Genomic DNA, 21,097 nt, shown 5'->3' with positions numbered 1-21,097 from the left:
ACCGGCTCCGTCACCCTCAGTTCGATACGGGCTCAACGCCCGTTTCATCACTCTGTTCCGAGACCTGCATGCGGATCAGGAGGGCAATATCCCCCGTCAGCGCATCGACCTTGGCGTGCAGCGTGGCGATTTCTGCTTCGGCACGCAGGTTGGTTTCATAATCCAGCCGGGCGGCCAGACGATCCTTGGCTGCCTGGCGGTTCTGGCTCATCATGATCACCGGCGCCTGAAGGGCGGCCACCATCGACAGCATCAGGTTGAGGAAGATGTAGGGAAACGGATCGAAGGCGTTGGCAGCCAGCACCACCGTATTCAGGATTGCCCAGGCAACCAGGAACAGGGTGAAGCCGATGATAAAGTTCCACGAACCGCCAATGGCGGCAACGCGGTCAGCCAGGCGATCGCCAAAGGTCGAGCGTTCGGCAAAAATTTCGTTCGGGTCCTTGCTACCGCCCGGACGGCGCAGTTGTTCAGCGAAAAAACGGATGGTTGCATTCATGGCTCACCTCCAGATCGACCGGCCGCCTGCAGCGGGTCGCGGAGAAAGCCGATCAGGATCAGCTCTGCGCGGCCGCCACAGGTGGCGCGGTCAATCGACTATGATCGTTGTCTGGCATGATCCCCTCGGGGGTCGGTTTGAATAGGAAGACGCACGATGCGTGCGCCAGACCGCCGTATGCCTGTAAGGGACATGCGTCAAATGGAAAAGTCATCGAATGCTGCACTGAGGCAGGCGCTTGATGTCACGTTTTCGCGATCAGCGAACACCCAGCGCCACGGTCTTGATGATGGCATGCACAGGCATTCCCACCACCATGTGCAAACGCTGCACCGAAAGCGCGGTCAGGCGGGCCTGAACATATTCGCCGCCACAGGCCAGCTGGATATCCGCCGCCCCGTCACCGGTCAGACTGATCGACTGGATCGTCCCTTCCAACACATTGAGCGCGCTGATACCTTGCGGCCGCACAGTTGCCAGAAGCACTTCGCGGGCCGGAATGTGAACCCGAAGCGCGCGGCCCATTTCAAGCGCGCCTTTCGGCACAACCAATTGCGTGCCCGACAGGCCGATGGTGGCAAGGCCTGATGCGGCATCCACCGCGGTGACGCGGCCCGAGAGAACGCTGCCGGCTTCGCGACCGGTGGCTGGCGACACGGCACCGAGAATTTTGCTTGCATTGCCGGTCGCTTCCACCCGGCCATCGGCCAGCACCACGACACGATCCGCCAGCCGCGCCACTTCCGATACCGAATGGCTGACATAGAGGATCGGCAGGTCCAGTTCGTCACGCAAACGTTCGAGATAAGGCAGGATCTCGGCCTTGCGCGCCTCATCCAGCGCCGACAGGGGCTCGTCCATCAACAGCATGCGCGGCGCCGACAAAAGCGCGCGACCGATCGATACGCGCTGCTGCTCGCCGCCGGACAGATTGCCGGGACGCCGCTCAGCCAGATGGGCAATGCCCAGCATGTCGAGTATGCGCGAGGGTTCCTTGGCACCGGTGCGGGCGCGCCCGGCAAACCAGTGGCCGTAAAACAGGTTCTGGCGCACGGTCAGATGCGGAAAAAGGCGTGGCTCCTGGAAGACATAGCCAAAGCGGCGGCGATGAGGCGGAATGCTCACGCCCCGCGCACTGTCAAACAGCACCTCGCCATCCAGCACCAGCCGCCCCTCATTTGGCCTGGTCAGGCCGCCGAGCATACGCAGGACCGACGTCTTGCCCGAGCCGGAACGGCCGAACAGCGCCGTCACCCCACCTTCCGACTGAAAGACGACATCAAGCGTAAAATCACCCTGCCGATGACGGATTTCGACGGTCAGCGTCATTGCGGCTTGATCCTTTTCGACACCACATGTGCCAGCGCTTCGGAGGCCAGAAGTGCGGCCATGGAAATCGCGATAGCAATGAGGGTGAGGCGCAGCGCCCCCGCATCGCCACCGGGCACCTGGGTAAAGGTGTAGATGGCCGCAGACAGGGTCTGCGTTTCACCGGGAATATTGGAGACGAAGGTGATGGTGGCGCCAAACTCGCCCATGGCCTTGGCAAAGGAAAGGATCATGCCGGCCAGCACGCCGGGCAGGATCAGCGGCAGGGTGATGGTGAGGAACACCAAAGCCCGCGAGGCACCAAGCGTGCCGGCGGCCTCCTCGAGTTTCAGATCCACCGCCTCGATCGACAGCCGGATGGAGCGCACCAGAAGCGGGAAACCCATGACGGCGCAGGCAAGGGCTGCCCCGGTCCAGCGGAAGGACAAGACGATGCCGAAATTATCAGCGAGGAAAGCGCCGATCGGTCCACGCCGACCAAACAGGATCAGCAGCACATAGCCCGTCACCACCGGCGGCAGGATGAGCGGCAGATGCACCACGCCATTCAGCAGCGACTTTCCCCAGAAACGCCCGCGCGCCAGCACATAGGCAACCACGATGCCAAACGGCAGGCTGGCCAGCATCGCAACCAGCGACACCTTGAGGCTGAGCGAAATCGCGGCCCATTCCTGCGCACTGAGAGACAGATCACCCACAAGACACCAATCCGTTCAAACGACCAAACCGAACGCGGCCCCAGCCAAGGAATGACCCTATTTCAGAACCGTAAAGCCCTGCTGCCGGAAAAGATCGGCAGCCTTGTCAGACGATAGAAACTGCAGATAGGCGGCGACACCGGAATTCTGCGAGGCGGTCAACTGCGCCAATGGATAGATGATCGGCGGATGGCTGTCTTGCGGAAAGAGACCGACCACCGCCACGCCCAGATCGGCCTTCGCGTCGGTTTCATAAACAATGCCATAGGGCGCTTCGCCGCGCGAGACGAGCGCCAGCGCCGCGCGGACATTTTCGGCACCGGCGACCCTTGCCGAAACACGGTCCCAGACGCCAAGCTTTTCCAGTGCCGCCTTGCCATATTTTCCGGCCGGCACGCTCTCGACAGAGCCCATGGCAAGACGGCCATCGCCCAGCAGGCCTGAGAGATCAAAGCCCGGTGCGATCGCGACCGGCCGGGCATTGTCCTTCGGCGCGATCAGCACAATCCGATTGGAGAGGAGGTTGCGGCGGGTCTCCGGCTTTATGAGATGTTTTTCCGCCAGATAGTCCATCCAGTCGAGATCGGCAGACAGGAAGACATCCGCCGGCGCACCGGCTTCCACCTGCCGCGCCAGCGCTGAACTTGCCGCATAGGAAGCGGCAACCTCCTGCCCCGTGTCCTGCATATAGGCTGCATTAGCGGCATCGAGTGCCGTCTTCATGCTGGCCGCGGCAAACACCGTGATCTTCTCCGCAGCCAAAGCCGGCTCCGATGCAAGACCGAGTGCGACGGCGAGCACTGCTAGTCCTCGAATAGCCCAGTTGGCCACAGTCTTTCCACTCGACATTGCCGTTCTCCTTGATCGAAATATTTCGTGAAACATAACGCCTCACACGCAAATGAAAAGCGTTATGTTTATTCAGATATTTCGATTGTCGCCGATCTCTCCTCCATTGGTGAGCCGCCCCCGCCAGAGACTTGACGGATGACGACCATTTCCCACCTAATCCATGCGGTGGCGACACCGTCGCGAAACACGAGGACAGACCATGGTCGATACGCCTTCGCAACCGCAGGATAGCAAGCTGACGACCACCAAGCGGAAATGGGCTGCGCAGGGGAAGTTCCTGACCGGCCGCATCACCCGGCCAGAAACCGATCGGCTGCCACCCGGCCAGCACCTGGTGAAAAACTGGCCGGTACTGGATCTGGGCCAGCAGCCGCAGATTTCAGAAATGCAATGGCGGCTGGATGTGCGCGGCGCGGTGGAAAATGACCTAACGCTCGATTGGCAAGGGTTTTGCGCCCTACCCCAGACGCAGACCGTCTCCGACATTCATTGCGTTACCACCTGGTCGCGTTACGACAATGCCTGGCAGGGCGTGATGGTGCGCGAACTGCTCGATCTGGTGCATCCGAAACCGGACGCCGATGCGGTGATGCTGACCAGCTTTGATGGCTACACCACCAACCTTGCCCTATCGGACTTCGCCGCCGAGGATGCGGTACTTGCCACCCACTGGGAAGGCCAGCCGATTACCACGGAACATGGCGGGCCGATGCGCCTCGTTCTGCCACATCTTTACTTCTGGAAAAGCGCCAAGTGGCTGACACGCATCGAGTTTACCCGCAAGGATGCACCGGGCTTCTGGGAGAAGAACGGCTATCACATGCGCGGCGACCCCTGGGCAGAAGAACGCTATTCCGACGACTGACCACGGTAAAGGCAAACGGCCGCCCATGGGCGGCCGCTGAAAGTCCCGAGCAGGAAGGCTCTCACTTTTCCGGAAAGATCGGGTCCATGATGAAATTGCCGCCCTGATAGAGGGAAAGCGGCGCCGTCGGGTCGGGGCGACCGAGCGTCGCATCAAGTTCAGCGCGGTAGCTTTCGGCATTGTCCTGCGGCTTCCAGCCCAGATAGGTGGCGTGGGAATTGTCCCACCACCGGGCATCATTGTTGGAAACGCCCCAGATGATCGGGCAACCGAGCATCGGTGCCCGAAAGACGCAATCGATCAACAGCTTGAAATCGCTATAGGACATCCAGCTGGATAGCATGCGGTGGTTGCTGGGCTTTTCCATGCAGCTGCCGATGCGTACCAGCGCGGTTTCCTGGCCGAACTTTTCGAAATACATGCGGGCGAGCGCCTCGCCGAAGCACTTGGAAACGCCGTAGAGGCCGTCCGGACGCATCGGCGCCGTCACGTCGATATGCTGGTCCTGGCGATAGAAGCCGACCGTGTGATTGGAGCTGGCAAACAGAATGCGCGGATGGCCATGGGCCCGCGCCGCCTCATAAAGATTGTAGAGGCCAAGCAGGTTTGCATTGAGGATCTTGGAAAACTTGTCCTCCACCGAAATGCCGCCGAGATGCAGAATACCATCGCATCCTTCGACCAGCCGGTGAACGGCATCGGCATCACCCAGATCGCATTGCATCAGTTCTTCGTTAGGGCCGGCTGCCCCCAGGTCACTGATATCGGACAGGCGAAGCGTTTCGGCAGAAGAAGCAAGGCGCACACGCATGGCACGACCCAGCGCGCCGGCCGCGCCGGTAATCAACAGTCTTTTCACGAGATCCTCCTTGGACAGCGGTAGTCGAGACAAGACTTGTCTCGCCGCCAGATGGATTTATCATACATGTTGGCAGGAGAGCGTCAACACGATACAGCTATGTCAATCGGTTGACGAATCCTTGCCGCCAACCGCCAAGGGCAACGGAAAAAGGGATTTGCAGCATGAACATGGCCACGAAAAGCAGACCCGCAGGCGGCGCGGGCACGCTGGCGTCCCGGCTGGGCGATGTTCTGCGCCAGGCCATTCTGGCCGGTCAGTTCACGCCGGGCAGCAAACTGCCAAGCGAAGCGCAACTGGGCGAAACCCATGGTGTGAGCCGAACTGTGGTGCGCGAGGCGATCGCTGCGCTGCGCGCCGACCGGCTGGTGGAAGCGCGCCAGGGCGCCGGCGTCTTCGTGCTCGATCCGCCCAGCCCGGCATCGCCGGCCCCCATGTCGATTGAAAACATCGATTATGCGCGCGTTTCGTCGGTGATCGAATTTCTCGAATTGCGCACCGCCGTGGAGGTGGAGGCCGCAGGCCTTGCCGCCATTCGCCGCTCACCCGCCCAGGAAGAAGTCATCATCGACTGTCACTATGCGGTGCAGAGTTGCGTTGAACAGGGTAAGCCCAGCAGCGAGGCGGATTTCGCCCTGCATCTGGCCATTGCCGAAGCCACCAACAATCCACGCTTCCGCGACTTCCTGTCGATGATCGGCAAAAGCGTCATTCCGCGCGCAGCCCTGCGCAATGAGGAGACCGAAGAGGATCAGGCGGCCTATATCAAACTGCTCGCCGAGGAGCACAGCGCCATCGTCACCGCCATTTCGGCCGGCGATGAAGAGGGTGCGCGCGAGGCCATGCGCAAACATTTGCGTGGCAGCCAGGCCCGCTATCGGGCGCTTTTGCGCGAGCAAAGGCAATTTGTAAGATAACTTATTGACACTTGTATGGCGAATATATACGACCGGTAACGGAGGAGACACCTACAGAGGAAATTTGCAATTATGACGCCACAAGAGATCAAGGCGGCGCTCGGCGCTGGCCTTCTGTCCTTTCCCGTGACCCATTTCGATGGCGAAGGCCAGTTCCAGCCGGAAAGCTATCGCCGCCACATTGAGTGGCTGTCGGGCTATGACGCGCCGGTTCTGTTTGCCGCCGGCGGCACGGGCGAGTTCTTCTCGCTCTCCCCTGATGAAATTCCCGGCATCGTCAAGGCGGCCAAGGAAGCCTCCGGCGATACCGCCATTGTGTCCGGCTGCGGCTTTGGCAATTATGTTGGCGTCGAGCTGGCGAAATCGGTCGAAAAGGCCGGCGCCGATGGCATCCTGCTTCTGCCGCATTACCTGATCGATGCGCCGCAGGAAGGCCTCTACCAGCACGTCAAGAAAATCTGCCAATCCGTCGGCATCGGCGTGATGGTCTACAATCGCGACAATTCGGTTCTCACCGTCGATACGCTGCAGCGCCTGTGCGACGAGTGCCCGAACCTGGTCGGCTTCAAGGACGGCACCGGCGATATCGGCCTCGTGCGCCAGATCACCGCGACCATGGGCGACCGGCTGACCTATCTCGGCGGCATGCCGACGGCCGAACTGTTTGCCGAAGCCTATCTCGGCGCCGGCTTCACCACCTATTCCTCGGCTGTGTTCAACTTCGTGCCGGGTCTGGCTGTCGAATTCTACAAGGCGTTGCGCGCTGGAAACCGCGAACGCTGCGAAGAAATCCTGCGTGACTTCTTCTATCCGTTCATGGCGATCCGCAATCGCCGCAAGGGTTATGCGGTTGCCGCCATCAAGGCCGGCGTGCGCCTGCAGGGCTTTGATGCCGGCAAGGTTCGCCCGCCGCTCGACGACCTGACCAAGGAAGAAGAGGGCATGATGCTCGAACTCATCGGTTCCTGGAAGCGTTGAGGAAAGTACAGAACATGAAGATCGTCGCGGTCCGCACCCATCTTCTCGAACACAAGCTCGACGTGGCGTTCGAAAGCGCCTCCATGCGCTTTGATCGCCGGGCCCATGTTCTGGTGGAAATCGAGTGCGATGACGGCACGACGGGCTGGGGCGAATGCCTCGGCCCGGCTCGTCCCAATGCAGCCGTCGTTGCAGCCTATGCCAATTGGCTAATCGGCGAAAATCCGCTGGAAAACGAGAAGATCTGGGCAAGGCTCTACAATGCCCTGCGTGACCAGGGCCAGCGTGGTCTGACCATCACCGCCCTGTCAGGCATTGATATCGCGCTCTGGGATATCAAGGGCAAGCGTTTCGGCGTACCGATTTCCACGCTGTTGGGCGGGCGTTTTCGGGAAAGCGTCAAGGCCTATGCGACCGGCAGCTTCAAGCGCGATGGCGTCGACCGCGTCGAAGACAATGCCACAGACGTGGCCCGCTACTGGGCCGAAGGCTTTCACGCCACCAAGCTCAAGATCGGCTTTGGTGTCGAGGAAGATCTGCGTGTGGTGCGTGCCGCCCGCGAAGCCGTCGGCTCCGACATGCGCATCATGGTCGATGCCAATCACGGCTATGATGCGGTGGAAGCCATTCGCTTCGGCCAGGCGGCAGCCGAACTCAACATCGACTGGTTCGAGGAACCGGTGGTTCCCGAGCAGTTGGCCGCCTATCGCGAAGTGCGCGCCCGTCAGCCGATCCCGGTTGCAGGCGGCGAAACCTGGCATACGCGCTGGGGCATGAAGGAACCGGTCGAAACGCGCTGCGTGGATATTTTGCAGCCGGATCTGGCCGGCGTGGGTGGCTTTACCGAAGCCAAGCGGGTGGCGGATATGGCGGCGCTGCATGGCGTGCGCGTCGTGCCGCATGTCTGGGGTACGGCCGTTCATATTGCCGCTGCCCTGCAATTCATGGCTTCCATGGTGCCAAGCCCGGTGCGGCTCAACCCCATCGAGCCGATCCTGGAATTTGACCGCACGCACAATCCCTTCCGCCAGGCGATCATCAAGACGCCGATCGAGCATGTGAACGGTGTGGTCGTGATCCCGAACGGCCCCGGCCTCGGCATCGAGATCAACCGCGATGCGCTTGTCGAATTTCGCATGGGAGACGCATGATGCTGGTTCGCACCCTTTCGGGCAAGAAGCCGAAGATCGCGCTGCCGAAAGGCAGCGTCGATACGCAGATGCACATGTACCTGCCCGGCTTTCCAGCCCTTCCCGGCGGCCCCGGCCTGCCGGCCGGCGATCTGCCGACACCTCAGCAGTATCGTCAGTTGATGGACTGGCTCGGCATCGGCCGGGTCATCATCACGCAGGGCAATGCCCAGCAGCGCGACAATGGCAATATCATCGCCTGCCTGAAGGAAATGGGCGATGTGGCACGCGGCGTGGCCGCCGTCGGCGCCGATGTCAGCGACGCGGAACTCGACGCATTGGGGGAAGCGGGCGTCGTTGGTCTGCGCATCATGGACCTACCCGGCGGCGCCACCGATCTTTCGGCACTGGAAACCCTTGATGCGAAAGCTGCTGCACGCGGCTTGATGCTCGCCATCCAGTTCGACGGCAGCCATATTCTCGACCATGAGACGCGCCTTGCTGCGCTGAAATCCCGCTGGGTTTTCGATCACCACGGCAAGTTCTTCAGCGGCGTGACGGTTGAGAGCCCACAGATTGCCGCGACACGGCGCCTGATCGATGCAGGCAAATGCTGGTTCAAGTTTGCCGGCGTCTACGAAAGTTCCAAGAGCGGCGGCCCTGCCTATGAGGACGTGGCAGACATCGCCCGCATGCTTGCCAGCCATGCCCCCGAACGCATCGTCTGGGGCACCAACTGGCCGCACAATCTCGCCCGTGAACAGAAGGACTATCCCGACGACGCAAGCCTCACGGATACCGTGCTTGGCTGGCTGCCCGACGAGACGAGCCTTCACCGGGCGCTGATCGACAATCCGGAAGAGCTGTTCGGCTTGCCGGCTTGGACGGAGGCTAAAGCATAACAGACCAATGCCTGAGCAGGAGGCTCAGGCATTTCACCACGTGGAGGATAAGATGAAACTAACGAAGATTCTGGGACTTGCTCTTGGCGTCGCCATGGGCACGGCCATCACCGCGCATGCGCAGGAAATCACACTTCGCTCGGCTGACATCCATCCGGACGGCTATCCGACGGTTGAAGCGGTCAAGTTCATGGGCCAGCTGATTTCCGAGCGCACCAATGGCCGCATCAAGGTGCAGGTCATGCCGAGCGCCGTGCTCGGCTCCGAAAAGGACACGATCGAGCAGACACGTTTCGGCGTCATCGATCTCAACCGCGTCAACGCAGCGCCCTTCAACAATCTCGTCAAGGAAACGGTCGTATTCGGCATGCCGTTCCTGTTCCGCTCGACGGAACATATGCACAAGACGGTCGATGGCCCGATCGGCGACGAAGTGCTGGCTGCATTCCAGCCGCATGGCATGATCGGCCTCACCTATTATGATTCCGGCGCGCGTTCGTTCTACACCACGAAGAAGCCCATCGAAAAACTGGCCGATCTGAAGGGCATGAAGATCCGCGTGCAGCAATCGGATCTGTGGATTTCCATGATGCAGGCCTTCGGCGCCAACCCGACGCCGATGCCGATGGGCGAAGTCTACTCCTCGCTGGAAACCGGCGTGGTCGATGGTGCCGAAAACAACTGGCCGTCCTATGAATCAGCCCGCCATTTCGAAGTGGCGAAGAACTACACCCTGACAGAACATTCGCTGAACCCGGAAATCCTGGTGATGTCCAAGATCAGCTGGGACAAGCTGAAGCCGGAAGACCAGAAGATCATCAAGCAGGCCGCCAAGGAATCGACCGTCAAGATGCGTGAGCTCTGGGTTGCCCGCGAAAAGACCTCCGAGCAGAAGGTCCGTGCCGCTGGCGTCAATGTCATCAAGGTCGACAAGGCTGAATTCTCGGCTGCCATGAAGCCGGTCTATGACAAGTTCGTTACGGATCCGAAGCTGAAGGATCTTCTCGAGCGCGTTCAAGCCGTCAAGTAAATCGATGACGAGAAGGGCCGGCCCAGGCAACAAGGGGCCGGCCCTTTCTATTCGCAGACATGCGCGTCGGACGATTTGCGTAAAAAGGAACAGGGGAAATGATCAATTTCATGCGGACAATAAGGCCGGGCCTTTCCGCGCTCAGCCGTGCTTCACTCTATCTTGCAGGCCTCGGCATCATCGCCATGACGCTGATTGTCGGCTGGCAGGTATTTGCCCGCTATGTGCTCAACGATTCACCCAGCTGGTCTGAGCCTTTGTCGCTCTACCTCATGTCCTGGTTCATCATGCTGGGAGCAGCCGTCGGCGTGCGCGAAAGCGTACATCTGGGCCTCGATATCCTGCGCTATGCCATGCCACCCGGTATACAGAAGGCTATGGATTTCATCAGCCTTGGGCTTGTCGCATTCTTCGGCCTTGCCATGGCCTATTATGGCGTGTTGCTGGCTGAAGGCACCTGGACCGCGACCATTCCCGTGCTCGGCTGGCCGGGCGGCGTGGATTTCTTTCCCCTCGTCGTGGGAGGCGTCATGATCGCGCTCTTTGCGCTGGAACGTCTGGTCGATGTGATGATCGGCGAGAAAACCGCAGCCCATACCGAAGTGGCGGAGGTCGTCTGATGGCTTATACTATTCTCTTTGGCTCCTTCACCATCTTCATGCTGATCGGCATGCCGATCGCCTTCTGCCTGGGCATAGCCTCGCTGGCGACGATCCTCTATATGGGCCTGCCGCCGATCGTGATCTTCCAGCAGCTGAATTCCGGCATGAACGTGTTTGCCATGATGGCGATCCCCTTCTTCATCTTCGCCGGTGACCTGATGGTGCGTGGCGGCATTGCCGCTCGGCTGATCCGCTTTGCAGCCGGCATTGTCGGGCATTTGCGCGGTGGGCTTGGTCAGGTCAACATCGTTGCCTGTACCCTGTTCGGCGGCATTTCCGGCTCGGCCGTAGCCGATGCGTCAGCTGTCGGCGGCCTGATGATTCCTCAGATGGCAGCCCGTGGTTATGACCGCAGCTATGCGGTGAACGTTACCGTCAATGCAGCCATCATTGCCCTGATGATCCCGCCCTCGCACAATATGATCCTGTACTCGATCGCGGCCGGCGGCAATGTTTCGGTCGCCGATCTGTTCACCGCAGGCATCATTCCCGGCATCCTGCTGGCCGCAGCTCTGATGGTGACGGCCTATATCGTGGCACGCCGCCGCGGCTATCCTTCGGAACCCTTTCCGGGCTTTAGCAAGGTTCTCTACTACTTCCTGTCTGCCTTTCCGGGCATCCTCCTCATCGGCATCATCTTCGGCGGTGTGCGCTCCGGCGTGTTCACGGCCACGGAAAGCTCCTGCATTGCCGTACTTTACGCCTTCCTGGTTGCCATGCTCGTCTATCGTGAGCTGAACTGGGATGGTTTCGTCGAAGCCGTTATGGGCGCCGTGCGGACCACAGCCATGGTTCTGCTCGTCATCGGCACGGCGGCATCCTTTGCCTGGCTGATGGCCTTCCTGCAGGTGCAATCATTGATGATCGACGCCATCGGCGCGATTTCGGACAACCCTCTCATCGTACTTCTGGTCATCAACATCATCCTGCTGCTGCTCGGGACCTTTATGGACATGGCGCCGCTGGTCATCATTTCCACGCCGGTTCTTCTGCCGGTCGTCAAAGCATTCGGTGTCGATCCGGTGCATTTCGGCGTGGTGATGATCCTCAATGCCGGCATCGGGCTCAATACGCCGCCAGTCGGCACGGTGCTCTTCGTCGGTTGCGCGGTGGGCGGAATTTCCATCCGCGAGGCGATGAGAACGATCTGGCCTTTCTTCGGCGCAAGCGTCGCGGTGCTGATGCTGGTCACCTACATTCCGGCGCTGTCGCTCTGGCTTCCAAGCCTCTTCAAGTAAAGAAGACAAGCTCCTCCCACGAAACGAAGAAGGCCGGCGGATCGCTCCACCGGCCTTCTGTCTTGGGAGAAGACCCAAATCGCCGCCGCAGGTCCGCCAGTGCAGCAGCGCCTCCTCCTCTCAAGGATAGATGACACCCTTTCTCAGGATGATATTGGCGTAAAGCCGAGGCTCGCCGGTCTGCACGACCGTATGGGCGGCCTGCACCCTCGGATAGAAATCCGGCCCGAGCAAGGGATGCACAGCCTGCTTTGGTTCATGACGGGCGCAGCACTCGATCATTTCGGCATGCACAGGATCCAGCGCGTCGCGATCCTTGCCAACCGTCGAGCGGAAGATGGCTTCCGGGACGAAATCATCGATCGGCATAACCGACAGGATGGCATCCAGCACGGAGATCACGCCATGCCCATCCAGGCGCACCAGGCGCCGGCCATGTTCGAGACCCGGATAATTGCCATCAACGATGGCGATTTCGTCGCCATGGCCCATGGCCCTCAGCGTGGCCAGAAGATCAGGACTGAGAATGGGGTTGATACCCTTCAACATTTACGCAAGCTCCTTGAATAAAACACTTTGATCGGTGAGATAGCGCGCAAAGATGGGCAGGCTTGCGCCGCCAATGGCTCGTGCCTGCGCACCCACCGCACCTTCGATGATATCGGGAATGATGACGCCCTGCAGGTCGAGTCGCTCCACGGCGCTGACTGTGGCCGCCACGATGCGCGCCCGCACCCAGGCCGGAAAACCGCCATCGATGACGGCAGCGCCAAAATCGATCACCGAGGCGGCGGCCACGATCGCCTGCGCCAATGCTGCGCCGGTATCCTTGATCCAGATATCCATCGGCTCGCCGAAATCGACCCATTCATCGGCCGAATACCATAGCGGTTCCGGATCGATGCCGCGCTCCAGCAGCAGCTTCTCCAAAACAAAGATCGAGGCAATGTCGAGCAGCTGGCGGTTCTCGCCATTGGGACCGCGCACCGGCAGAGGACCGAGCGCGCCGGCGGTACCGGTGCGACCGGAAAACACAGCGGAGTTGAGCACGATGCCACCGCCGATAAAGGAGCCGATGAAAAAATAGACGAAATCCGGATAGGAAGGCCCCACCCCGAAAACAAGTTCGGCGCCGCAGGCGCTGGTCGCATCATTTTGCAGATAGACCGGATGACGGACCCGCTCCGACACCTGGGCATGCAGATCGAAATCGCGCCAGGCATCCATGGCGCCCGGCGGCGCGCCCACTTCATCGGCCCAGTTCCAAAGCTCGAAAGGTGCGGCAATGCCGACGCCGGCAATGCGCGTGCACTCATCGGCGCTCATCTGGCCCTCAAGCCGTTCCATGCCCGACATGATGATCGAGATGATTTCGTCCGGCTTCGGATAGGCATAGGTCTTGCGCACGCGGTGGCGGATGCCGCCGATAAAGTCCATCAGCACAACATCGGCACTGCGACGGCCAATCTTGACGCCGAAGGAATAGACAGCTTCCGGATTGAGGCTCATCGGCACCGAGGGCTGGCCAACCTTTCCGCGCACGGGTTCGCCGCGCAGCAGCAGCCCATCCTTTTCCAGCGCGCGCATGATGACCGAAACGGTCTGGGCCGAAAGCCCGCTTGCGCGTGTAATATCCGCCTTCGACAGCGACCCGTGCTGACGCACGAGCGACAGAACGAGCCGCTCATTATAGGCTCGCACACGCACCTGGTTGGACCCGCCGGCAAGACTGACGGCCGGTGACGACATTGCTGGCGGCTGGTTTCCATGCATGTTCATGGCTACCCCTCCCTAGGCACCCAATCTCCTCGACAGCGAGACTAGCCTTCGAGAATTAATAAATCAATCGGAATTAATTATTGACAGGTGCCGGAATTTTGATCTTAATGCACTCGTGAAGGCACGGACGACTTGGAGGGGGCGTCTGATATCTCGATCCGGTCCGCTGCCTGGCCATTAGCGCTTACACTCTGGGAGGAGCCCTATGAAAAAGTCCATTCTCACCGCCGCCTTCGCAACGCTTGCCATGGGCGTCGTATTCGCCGCACCGGCATCTGCCGCCGGCGTTTCGGCCTGCCTCATCACCAAGACCGACACCAACCCCTTCTTCGTCAAGATGAAGGAAGGCGCGACGGCCAAGGCCAAGGAACTCGGCGTGACGCTGAAGTCCTATGCCGGCAAGATCGACGGCGATTCCGAAAGCCAGGTTGCCGCTATCGAAACCTGCATTGCCGACGGCGCCAAGGGTATCCTGCTGACCGCATCCGATACCGCCGGTATCGTACCGGCCGTCAAGCAGGCCCGTGATGCCGGCCTTCTCGTGATCGCTCTCGACACGCCTCTCGACCCGATCAATGCCGCCGACGCAACCTTTGCAACCGACAACCTTCTGGCCGGCGAACTGATCGGCAAGTGGGCTGCTGCAACGCTGGGCGACAAGGCGAAAAGCGCCAAGATCGCCTTCCTCAACCTGACGCCGGCCCAGCCGTCGGTTGACGTCATGCGCAACCAGGGCTTCATGAAGGGCTTCGGCATCGACGTGGGCGACATCACCAAGATCGGTGATGAGAAGGATCCGCGCATCGTTGGCCACGACATCACCAACGGCAATGAAGAAGGCGGCCGCACCGCCATGGAAAACCTTCTGCAGAAGGATCCGGGCGTCAACGTCGTGCACACCATCAACGAACCGGCTGCGGCTGGCGCCTATGAAGCGCTGAAGGCTGTTGGCAAGCAGAAGGACGTGCTGATCGTATCGGTTGACGGCGGTTGCCCCGGCATCAAGAACGTCAAGGAAGGCATTATCGGCGCCACCTCGCAGCAGTATCCGCTGCTGATGGCATCGCTCGGCATCGAAGCGATCAAGAAATTCGCCGACACCGGTGAAAAGCCGAAGCCGACTGCTGGCAAGAATTTCTTCGACACCGGCGTTTCGCTCGTGACCGACAAGCCGGCCCCCGGCGTTCCCTCCATCGACACCAAGGAAGGCACTGCCAAGTGCTGGGGCTGATGCCCAGTTCCTTAAAGACTTGACTTGGAAGGGCGGCTACGGCCGCCCTTCTGCCTCATCCGCCGCACCTTCTGACAGGAGGCGGATAGACCCCTGCTCAATGAAATAATGATTCTTTCATCGCCGACCACACGAGGCGTTTCGCCTGGCGTCGGCCCTCACATCCTCGGGAGAGGCATAAGGGAGGAAAGCCAATGAGCGAGCCGCAAGCCGCCAGTAAGCCCCACATGGAATACGAAAAAGTTCTGTCCGGCAGTTCGACCCAGGTCGCCCAGTTCGATACGAACGACAAGACGCTCTTGCAGAAATTCCAGCACTTCCTGCATTCGAGCCCGGCTGCCGTCCCCTTGATCGTCCTTTTGCTGTCGGTCGCGATCTTCGGCACCATTCTCGGCTCGAAGTTCTTCTCGGCCTTCACGCTGACGCTCATTCTGCAACAGGTCGCCATTACCGGCATCATCGGCGCGGCCCAGACGCTGATCATCCTGACGGCCGGTATCGACCTTTCGGTCGGCGCCATCATGGTCCTGTCTTCGGTGGTCATGGGTCAGTTTGCCGTCAATTACGGCGTGCCGGCACCGCTTGCCATTCTGGCGGGCTTTGCCACCGGCGCAATCTGCGGCTTCATCAACGGCTATCTGGTCGCCCGCGTCAAGCTTCCGCCCTTCATCGTGACGCTCGGCATGTGGCAGATCGTCCTGGCGACGAATTTCCTCTATTCGGCCAATGAAACGATCCGCTCGCAGGATCTCGAAGCCAAGGCACCACTTCTGCAGTTCTTCGGCGAAAACTTTCGCTTCGGCGGCGCAGTCTTCACCTATGGTGTCCTGGCGCTCATCATCCTGGTCGCCATTCTCTGGTATGTGCTCAACCGCACGGCCTGGGGTCGCCACCTCTATGCGGTCGGCGACGATCCGGATGCCGCAGAGCTTGCCGGCGTCAACGTCAAGAAAATGCTGATCTCCGTCTACACAATGTCCGGCATCATCTGTGCGCTGGGTGGCTGGGCACTGATCGGCCGTATCGGCTCCGTATCGCCAACCGCCGGCCAGTTCGCCAACATCGAATCCATCACCGCCGTGGTGATCGGTGGCCTGTCGCTGTTTGGCGGCCGCGGCTCCATCATGGGCATGCTGTTCGGTGCCCTCATCGTCGGCGTCTTTGCGCTGGGACTTCGCCTCATCGGCACCGATCCGCAATGGACCTATCTGATGATCGGCGTCCTCATCATCGCAGCGGTCGCCATCGACCAGTGGATCAGAAAGGTAGCAGGCTAATGGCTCAGGAACCCATTCTCGCCGCCCGTGGCCTCATCAAGCGCTACGGCAAGGTTACAGCCCTCGACAATGCCGATTTCGACCTCTATCCCGGCGAAATCCTTGCCGTGATCGGCGATAACGGTGCCGGCAAGTCATCACTGATCAAGGCTCTGTCCGGCGCCGTACATCCCGATGAAGGCGAAATCACGCTGGAAGGCAAGAAGATCAGCTTCCGCTCCCCCATCGAGGCGCGCAAGGCCGGCATCGAAACGGTCTACCAGAACCTCGCTCTGTCGCCGGCGCTTTCGATTGCCGACAACATGTTCCTCGGCCGCGAGATCCGCATGCCGGGCGTCATGGGTAGCGTGTTTCGGGCGCTCGACCGCCCGGCCATGGAAAAATTCGCCCGCGAAAAGCTGTCGGAACTCGGCCTGATGACCATCCAGAACATCAACCAGGCCGTGGAAACACTGTCGGGCGGCCAGCGTCAGGGCGTGGCGGTTGCGCGCGCCGCGGCCTTCGGCTCCAAGGTGATCATTCTGGACGAACCGACGGCAGCGCTTGGGGTCAAAGAAAGCCGGCGCGTGCTGGAACTCATCCTCGACGTGCGCTCACGCGGTATTCCGATCGTGCTCATTTCGCACAACATGCCGCATGTCTTCGAAGTGGCGGACCGGATTCATATCCACCGGCTTGGCAAGCGCCTGACGGTGATCAATCCGAAGGACTACAGCATGTCCGACGCCGTTGCCTTCATGACTGGGGCGAAGTCCCCGGAACCGCTGGCCGCCTGACCTCCCGGTTGCCAGTTCCTGGGCTGCGCCGCTCGACAGAGCCAGCGCAGCCCTTTTCGGTTTCGGCCAGGCCCGCCCCCTCTGAGCTCACCTGTCATACGAGTTGTTGCGGCTTATTTTTGCATATGTCATATTTTTGCTTTTGATTTCGGCAGAATCGGGTTTCTATGGGCCTTCCCACTGGAAAGCCTGAAACCAGAGCCCTGATGCCATGCGCGCCGGACCTTGCTCCAGGCGGCTGAAGTAATTGGAATGACATTGTGACGACCGACACTGTAACGGGCGACGGAAAGCTCTCGGCTTCCCGCGCGCATGTAAGGGCTGCGGGCTGGGGCAAGGGACTTTCGATCCTGACGCGCATCACGGTAATGGCCTTGCGGCATCCCTGGCAGACAGGTCTTGCCATTGGTGCAACCTTCATCGCATCCGGCTTTCAATTGATGATCCCGCTTCTCTTGGGACGCGCGATCGATGAGGCGCAGGGCATTGGCGCTGGTGGTTCGGCTGCAAGCGTGGCGCAGGATGCGCTACTGGTCACCGCACTTCTGCTACTTGCCGTCAGCGTGCTGCGCGGGTTCTTCACAATGGTGCAGAACTATTACAGCGAAGCTGTCGGCCACCATATCGGCTACGAATTGCGGCTGGCCTGCTATGAAAAGATCCAGCGGCTTTCCTTCAGCTTTCACGACAGCATGCATTCCGGCGACCTGATCACCATCGGCCTTCTCGATCTGGAAGGTGTCAGGATGTACTTCTCCACCGCCCTGGTGCGAATGATCTTCCTGTCGGTGCTCATCGGCATCGGCGCCTATCTGCTGCTCTCGACAGATGTGGTGCTGGGCCTGCTTGCCTTGAGTTTCGTGCCCTTCGTCGGCTGGCGTTCCTCTGTCACGCAATTGAAGCTGCGGGCCACATGGCTTGATCTGCAGGAGCGGCTGGCCGTGCTGACACGGGTGATGGAAGAAAACCTTGGCGGCATCCGGGTCGTGCGGGCATTTTCGGCCCAGGACCATGAAATGTCGAAATTCGAAACCGCCTCGCGCAGCGCCTTGTCGCTGGCGCACCAGCGGGTTGGCATTCGCGTGGCCAATACCAGCGCCATGACCTTTTCCTTCTTCGGCGCCATGGGCCTTGTGCTATGGGTCGGCGGCACGAAAGTCATGGCCGGTGAAATCACCGTGGGCACGCTCGCCTCCTTCCTCACCTTCATGACCATTCTGCAGATGCCGGTGCGCCAGCTTGGTCTGATGGTGAATGCCTTTGCCCGCGCCTCCACCTGCGGCGCCCGGCTGTTTGGCCTTCTCGATCTCGACATTGCCGTCAAGGACGCGCCGCAAGCGCCGGACCTTACCCTGAGGGATGGCACGCTGCGGTTCGAGAATGTTGGATTTTCCTATCCGGCAGCCCCCGACAATGCCGTGCTGACAGATCTCAGCTTCGAAGTGCGGCGCGGCGAGACCATCGGTATTGTCGGGCCGCCAGGCAGCGGCAAATCGACGATCGCCCATCTCATTCCCCGCTTCTATGATACGACCGCGGGCCGCATCACCCTGGATGGTAAGGACATTCGCGACGTAACATTGCGCTCGCTGCGCCGTGCCGTCGTCGTCGTGCAGCAGGATAGCTTCCTCTTCACCACGACCATCGAGAACAACATTGCCTATGGCGACCCCTGGGCCAAGGAAACCCAGATTGCGCGCGCCAGCGAAAGCGCGCAGCTGCACAATTATGTGCTCGGCCTGCCGGCAAGCTATGGCACTGTGGTGGGCGAACGCGGCGTCTCGCTGTCGGGCGGGCAGAAGCAGCGCCTGTCGATTGCGCGCGCCGTGATGCTGAAGCCGGCCGTCATGGTGTTTGATGATTCAACCGCCGCCATCGATGCGGCAACGGAACAGCGCATTCGCAGCGCCATGCGCCTGAATGCCGGCGAACGCGTCACCATCATCGTGGCGCATCGGCTGGGCTCGCTGATGCATGCCGATCGCATTCTCTTCGTCGAGGAAGGCCGCATCGTCGAACAGGGAACCCATGCCGAGCTGTTGGCGCGGAACGGGCGCTACCGCGCACTCTATGATCTGCAGATCCGTCCCGGCGACGATGCGCTGACCGGCTGAGCCGGAGAGGAGATGACCATGGCCGAGGAACTGGAAACCGAGCGCGCCGATGTGCGCGACGATGGACGCCGCCCGCCCCGCGCGGTTGTCGGCTCGCACCGTATCGAAGAGGAAATCTTCGGCAAGGTGTTCGACAAGAACATCGTCAAACGCATCTGGGCCTTCGTGCGGCCCTATCGCGCCAAGGTGGCACTTGCCGTCGTCGCCGTTCTCGTCTTTACCGCCATGCAGCTCGCCATCCCGCTGATCATTCGCTACGCCATCGACCATGGCATGCAGCCGGGCGGCGATCGCAGTGCGCTCCTGGCCGCACTCATTGCCTTCGGCGTGGCCATCATCATCAATTACGGCGCAAGCTATGCGCAGGAAACACTGGTCGGCAATGTGGCCGAAGACGTGCTCTTCGATATTCGCCGCGCCATGTTTTCTCACCTGCAGCGGGTCTCCCTGTCCTTCATGGACAAGACGGAAGTCGGTCGATTGATGTCGCGCCTGCAGGGCGACGTGAATTCCATGCAGGAATTTCTGGAAACCTCAGTTCTATCGGTCGGCGATATCACGCTTCTGCTCGGCATCGTCGTGGTCATGCTCTACCTCGATTTCGGGCTTGGACTTCTGACGCTCTCTGCTTTGCCGGTTCTGTTCATCGTGCGTATCTTCTGGCTGCCGCGGGCGCGCAAATCTTTCATGGCCGCGCATGAGACGAATTCCGTGGCAAGCGGCGCGCTGGCCGAAGCCATTCATGGGGTGCGCGCCGTGCAGGGCATGGATCGCCAGTCGGTGAATTTCACGCTGTTTGATGACAAGGCATCCGCAAACCTGCGCACGCATCTCACCGCCGCACGCTTTGCCCAGGTCATGGTACCGATCGTCGACAGCCTGACGGGTGTGGCCATGGCGCTGGTTATCGTGGTTGGCGGTGCACGCGTTCTCGGCCAGGCGCTGGATGTCGGCGTGATGGTTGCCTTCCTCTTCTATATTCAGCGCTTCTTTGACCCGATCCGCTCGCTCACCTTGCAATATTCGGTCATGCAGCGCGCCATGGCATCCGGCCAGCGGCTGACGGATGTGCTCGATGTGCGCGTCGACATTCAGGACAAGCCGGACGCCAGGGCATTGTCAGCCGATATGGATGGATCGGTGGAATTCCGCGATGTCGTCTTTGGCTACAACCCCAAACATCCGGTGCTGAAGAATGTCAGTTTCAAAGTCAATCCCGGCGAAACCGTCGCCCTTGTCGGCCCGACCGGGTCAGGCAAATCCAGCTGCATGTCGCTGATCCATCGTTTCTACGAAGTGCAGCAGGGCGCCGTCCTCGTCGGCGGCCACGACGTACGGGATCTGACGCAGGACTCGCTTGGCCGGCAGATCGCCATGGTGCTGCAGGAACCCTTTCTGTTCACCGGAACGGTTCTGGAAAACATCCGCTACCACCGGACGGAGGCCACGCGCGAACAGGCAATCGAGGCGGCAAAGGCGGTCGGCGCGCATGATTTCATCATGCGCATGCCGGATGGCTATGACAGTATTCTTGGCCAGCGCGGCGGAAATCTTTCGCTCGGCCAACGCCAGCTGATCAGTTTTGCCCGCGCGCTGGTGGCCGATGCCAAGATCCTCGTACTTGATGAAGCAACCGCCAATATCGACAGCTATACGGAAATGCTGATCCAGAAGGCACTGGTGAAATTGCTGGAGGGTCGCACCGGCCTGGTCATCGCCCATAGGCTTGCAACGATCCGCGAAGCTGACCGCATCATCGTGCTGCAGAACGGCGAGCTGATCGAAAGCGGCAACCATGCAGAGCTGATGCGCAATGGCAAGCTTTATTCCCGGCTCTACAACTTAAACTATGCATCCTTTGATGACATTCCCGAACAGATCATTGAACAGGCCGCCGCAGAAGGTGCTACATAGCGGCAGCGCTGCCCCAGGCGGAACCTCTTGCCTGGCCTAACGTTGTG

At 60.5% G+C, this 21,097-nt stretch carries 20 protein-coding genes; 13 read left to right on the top strand and 7 right to left on the bottom strand.

Annotated features, from left to right (window positions below; translation table 11 throughout):
• Positions 1-16 precede the first annotated feature (16 nt).
• From E8M77_RS03575 to modA, 4 genes are all read right to left on the bottom strand, one after another.
• Positions 17-499, bottom strand: a complete 483-nt coding sequence (locus tag E8M77_RS03575; protein WP_137129248.1) for a DUF1003 domain-containing protein — start codon at positions 497-499, stop codon at positions 17-19.
• A gap of 258 nt (positions 500-757) precedes the next feature.
• The gene (gene modC / locus E8M77_RS03570; RefSeq protein ID WP_137129247.1) at positions 758-1,828 is read right to left on the bottom strand and encodes a molybdenum ABC transporter ATP-binding protein; all 1,071 of its coding nucleotides are present in this window, start codon (positions 1,826-1,828) and stop codon (positions 758-760) included.
• Positions 1,825-2,526 (bottom strand): molybdate ABC transporter permease subunit, encoded by a 702-nt coding sequence (modB, locus tag E8M77_RS03565; RefSeq protein WP_137129246.1) that lies wholly within the window; start codon positions 2,524-2,526, stop codon positions 1,825-1,827. The genes modC and modB overlap by 4 nt, the downstream gene beginning before the upstream one ends.
• Before the next feature lie 57 nt (positions 2,527-2,583).
• The gene (modA, locus tag E8M77_RS03560) at positions 2,584-3,375 is read right to left on the bottom strand and encodes a molybdate ABC transporter substrate-binding protein (RefSeq protein ID WP_137129245.1); all 792 of its coding nucleotides are present in this window, start codon (positions 3,373-3,375) and stop codon (positions 2,584-2,586) included.
• 202 nt (positions 3,376-3,577) lie between these two features.
• On the opposite strand from modA, the gene E8M77_RS03555 reads away from it, so the two are divergent.
• Entirely contained in the window at positions 3,578-4,243 is a 666-nt protein-coding gene (locus E8M77_RS03555; protein ID WP_137129244.1) for a sulfite oxidase-like oxidoreductase, read from the top strand.
• A gap of 61 nt (positions 4,244-4,304) precedes the next feature.
• Here E8M77_RS03555 and E8M77_RS03550 read toward each other — a convergent pair whose 3' ends face one another.
• Entirely contained in the window at positions 4,305-5,102 is a 798-nt protein-coding gene (locus E8M77_RS03550; RefSeq protein WP_137129243.1) for an NAD(P)-dependent oxidoreductase, read from the bottom strand.
• Between the two features lie 170 nt (positions 5,103-5,272).
• Here E8M77_RS03550 and E8M77_RS03545 point away from each other — a divergent pair, with 170 nt between their 5' ends.
• The 7 genes from E8M77_RS03545 to E8M77_RS03515 all read left to right on the top strand — a co-directional run bounded on the left by E8M77_RS03545 (position 5,273) and on the right by E8M77_RS03515 (position 11,959).
• Positions 5,273-6,019 (top strand): FadR/GntR family transcriptional regulator, encoded by a 747-nt coding sequence (locus tag E8M77_RS03545; protein ID WP_137129490.1) that lies wholly within the window; start codon positions 5,273-5,275, stop codon positions 6,017-6,019.
• A gap of 72 nt (positions 6,020-6,091) precedes the next feature.
• Positions 6,092-6,997 carry a 5-dehydro-4-deoxyglucarate dehydratase gene (gene kdgD / locus E8M77_RS03540; protein ID WP_137129242.1) on the top strand — a complete coding sequence of 302 codons (906 nt, stop codon included), beginning with the start codon at positions 6,092-6,094 and terminating at the stop codon, positions 6,995-6,997.
• 14 nt (positions 6,998-7,011) lie between these two features.
• Entirely contained in the window at positions 7,012-8,148 is a 1,137-nt protein-coding gene (locus E8M77_RS03535) for a mandelate racemase/muconate lactonizing enzyme family protein (RefSeq protein WP_137129241.1), read from the top strand.
• Positions 8,148-9,029, top strand: a complete 882-nt coding sequence (locus E8M77_RS03530) for an amidohydrolase family protein (protein WP_137129240.1) — start codon at positions 8,148-8,150, stop codon at positions 9,027-9,029. Before E8M77_RS03535 ends, E8M77_RS03530 begins: the two co-directional genes overlap by 1 nt.
• A gap of 52 nt (positions 9,030-9,081) precedes the next feature.
• Positions 9,082-10,059, top strand: a complete 978-nt coding sequence (locus tag E8M77_RS03525; protein ID WP_137129239.1) for a TRAP transporter substrate-binding protein — start codon at positions 9,082-9,084, stop codon at positions 10,057-10,059.
• A gap of 98 nt (positions 10,060-10,157) precedes the next feature.
• Positions 10,158-10,679, top strand: coding sequence for a TRAP transporter small permease (locus E8M77_RS03520; protein WP_137129238.1), 522 nt, complete (start codon positions 10,158-10,160; stop codon positions 10,677-10,679).
• On the top strand, positions 10,679-11,959 hold the full coding sequence (locus tag E8M77_RS03515) for a TRAP transporter large permease (protein WP_137129237.1): 1,281 nt from the start codon (positions 10,679-10,681) through the stop codon (positions 11,957-11,959). The genes E8M77_RS03520 and E8M77_RS03515 overlap by 1 nt, the downstream gene beginning before the upstream one ends.
• A gap of 120 nt (positions 11,960-12,079) precedes the next feature.
• On the opposite strand, the gene E8M77_RS03510 is transcribed toward E8M77_RS03515, so the two are convergent.
• Positions 12,080-12,508 (bottom strand): RbsD/FucU domain-containing protein, encoded by a 429-nt coding sequence (locus tag E8M77_RS03510; protein WP_137129236.1) that lies wholly within the window; start codon positions 12,506-12,508, stop codon positions 12,080-12,082.
• Entirely contained in the window at positions 12,509-13,738 is a 1,230-nt protein-coding gene (locus tag E8M77_RS03505; RefSeq protein WP_137129235.1) for an ROK family transcriptional regulator, read from the bottom strand. It lies immediately after the preceding gene.
• Between the two features lie 205 nt (positions 13,739-13,943).
• Here E8M77_RS03505 and E8M77_RS03500 point away from each other — a divergent pair, with 205 nt between their 5' ends.
• From E8M77_RS03500 to E8M77_RS03480, 5 genes are all read left to right on the top strand, one after another.
• A complete protein-coding gene (locus E8M77_RS03500; protein ID WP_137129234.1) occupies positions 13,944-14,969 on the top strand; it encodes a sugar ABC transporter substrate-binding protein in 1,026 nt (341 codons plus the stop codon).
• A 194-nt stretch (positions 14,970-15,163) separates the two neighbouring features.
• Positions 15,164-16,246 carry an ABC transporter permease gene (locus tag E8M77_RS03495; RefSeq protein WP_137129233.1) on the top strand — a complete coding sequence of 361 codons (1,083 nt, stop codon included), beginning with the start codon at positions 15,164-15,166 and terminating at the stop codon, positions 16,244-16,246.
• Positions 16,246-17,022: an ATP-binding cassette domain-containing protein gene (locus tag E8M77_RS03490; protein ID WP_137129232.1), complete on the top strand. Its 777-nt coding sequence runs from the start codon at positions 16,246-16,248 to the stop codon at positions 17,020-17,022. The genes E8M77_RS03495 and E8M77_RS03490 overlap by 1 nt, the downstream gene beginning before the upstream one ends.
• 260 nt (positions 17,023-17,282) lie before the next feature.
• The gene (locus E8M77_RS03485) at positions 17,283-19,136 is read left to right on the top strand and encodes an ABC transporter ATP-binding protein (RefSeq protein WP_137129231.1); all 1,854 of its coding nucleotides are present in this window, start codon (positions 17,283-17,285) and stop codon (positions 19,134-19,136) included.
• 18 nt (positions 19,137-19,154) lie between these two features.
• On the top strand, positions 19,155-21,050 hold the full coding sequence (locus E8M77_RS03480) for an ABC transporter ATP-binding protein (protein WP_137129230.1): 1,896 nt from the start codon (positions 19,155-19,157) through the stop codon (positions 21,048-21,050).
• Positions 21,051-21,097 lie beyond the last annotated feature (47 nt).

It is taken from the genome of Rhizobium sp. FY34 (assembly GCF_005222845.1).
Classification (GTDB): domain Bacteria; phylum Pseudomonadota; class Alphaproteobacteria; order Rhizobiales; family Rhizobiaceae; genus Neorhizobium.
Note: the sequence above shows the minus strand (reverse complement) of the source record. Positions and strands in the feature narration are given on the sequence as shown.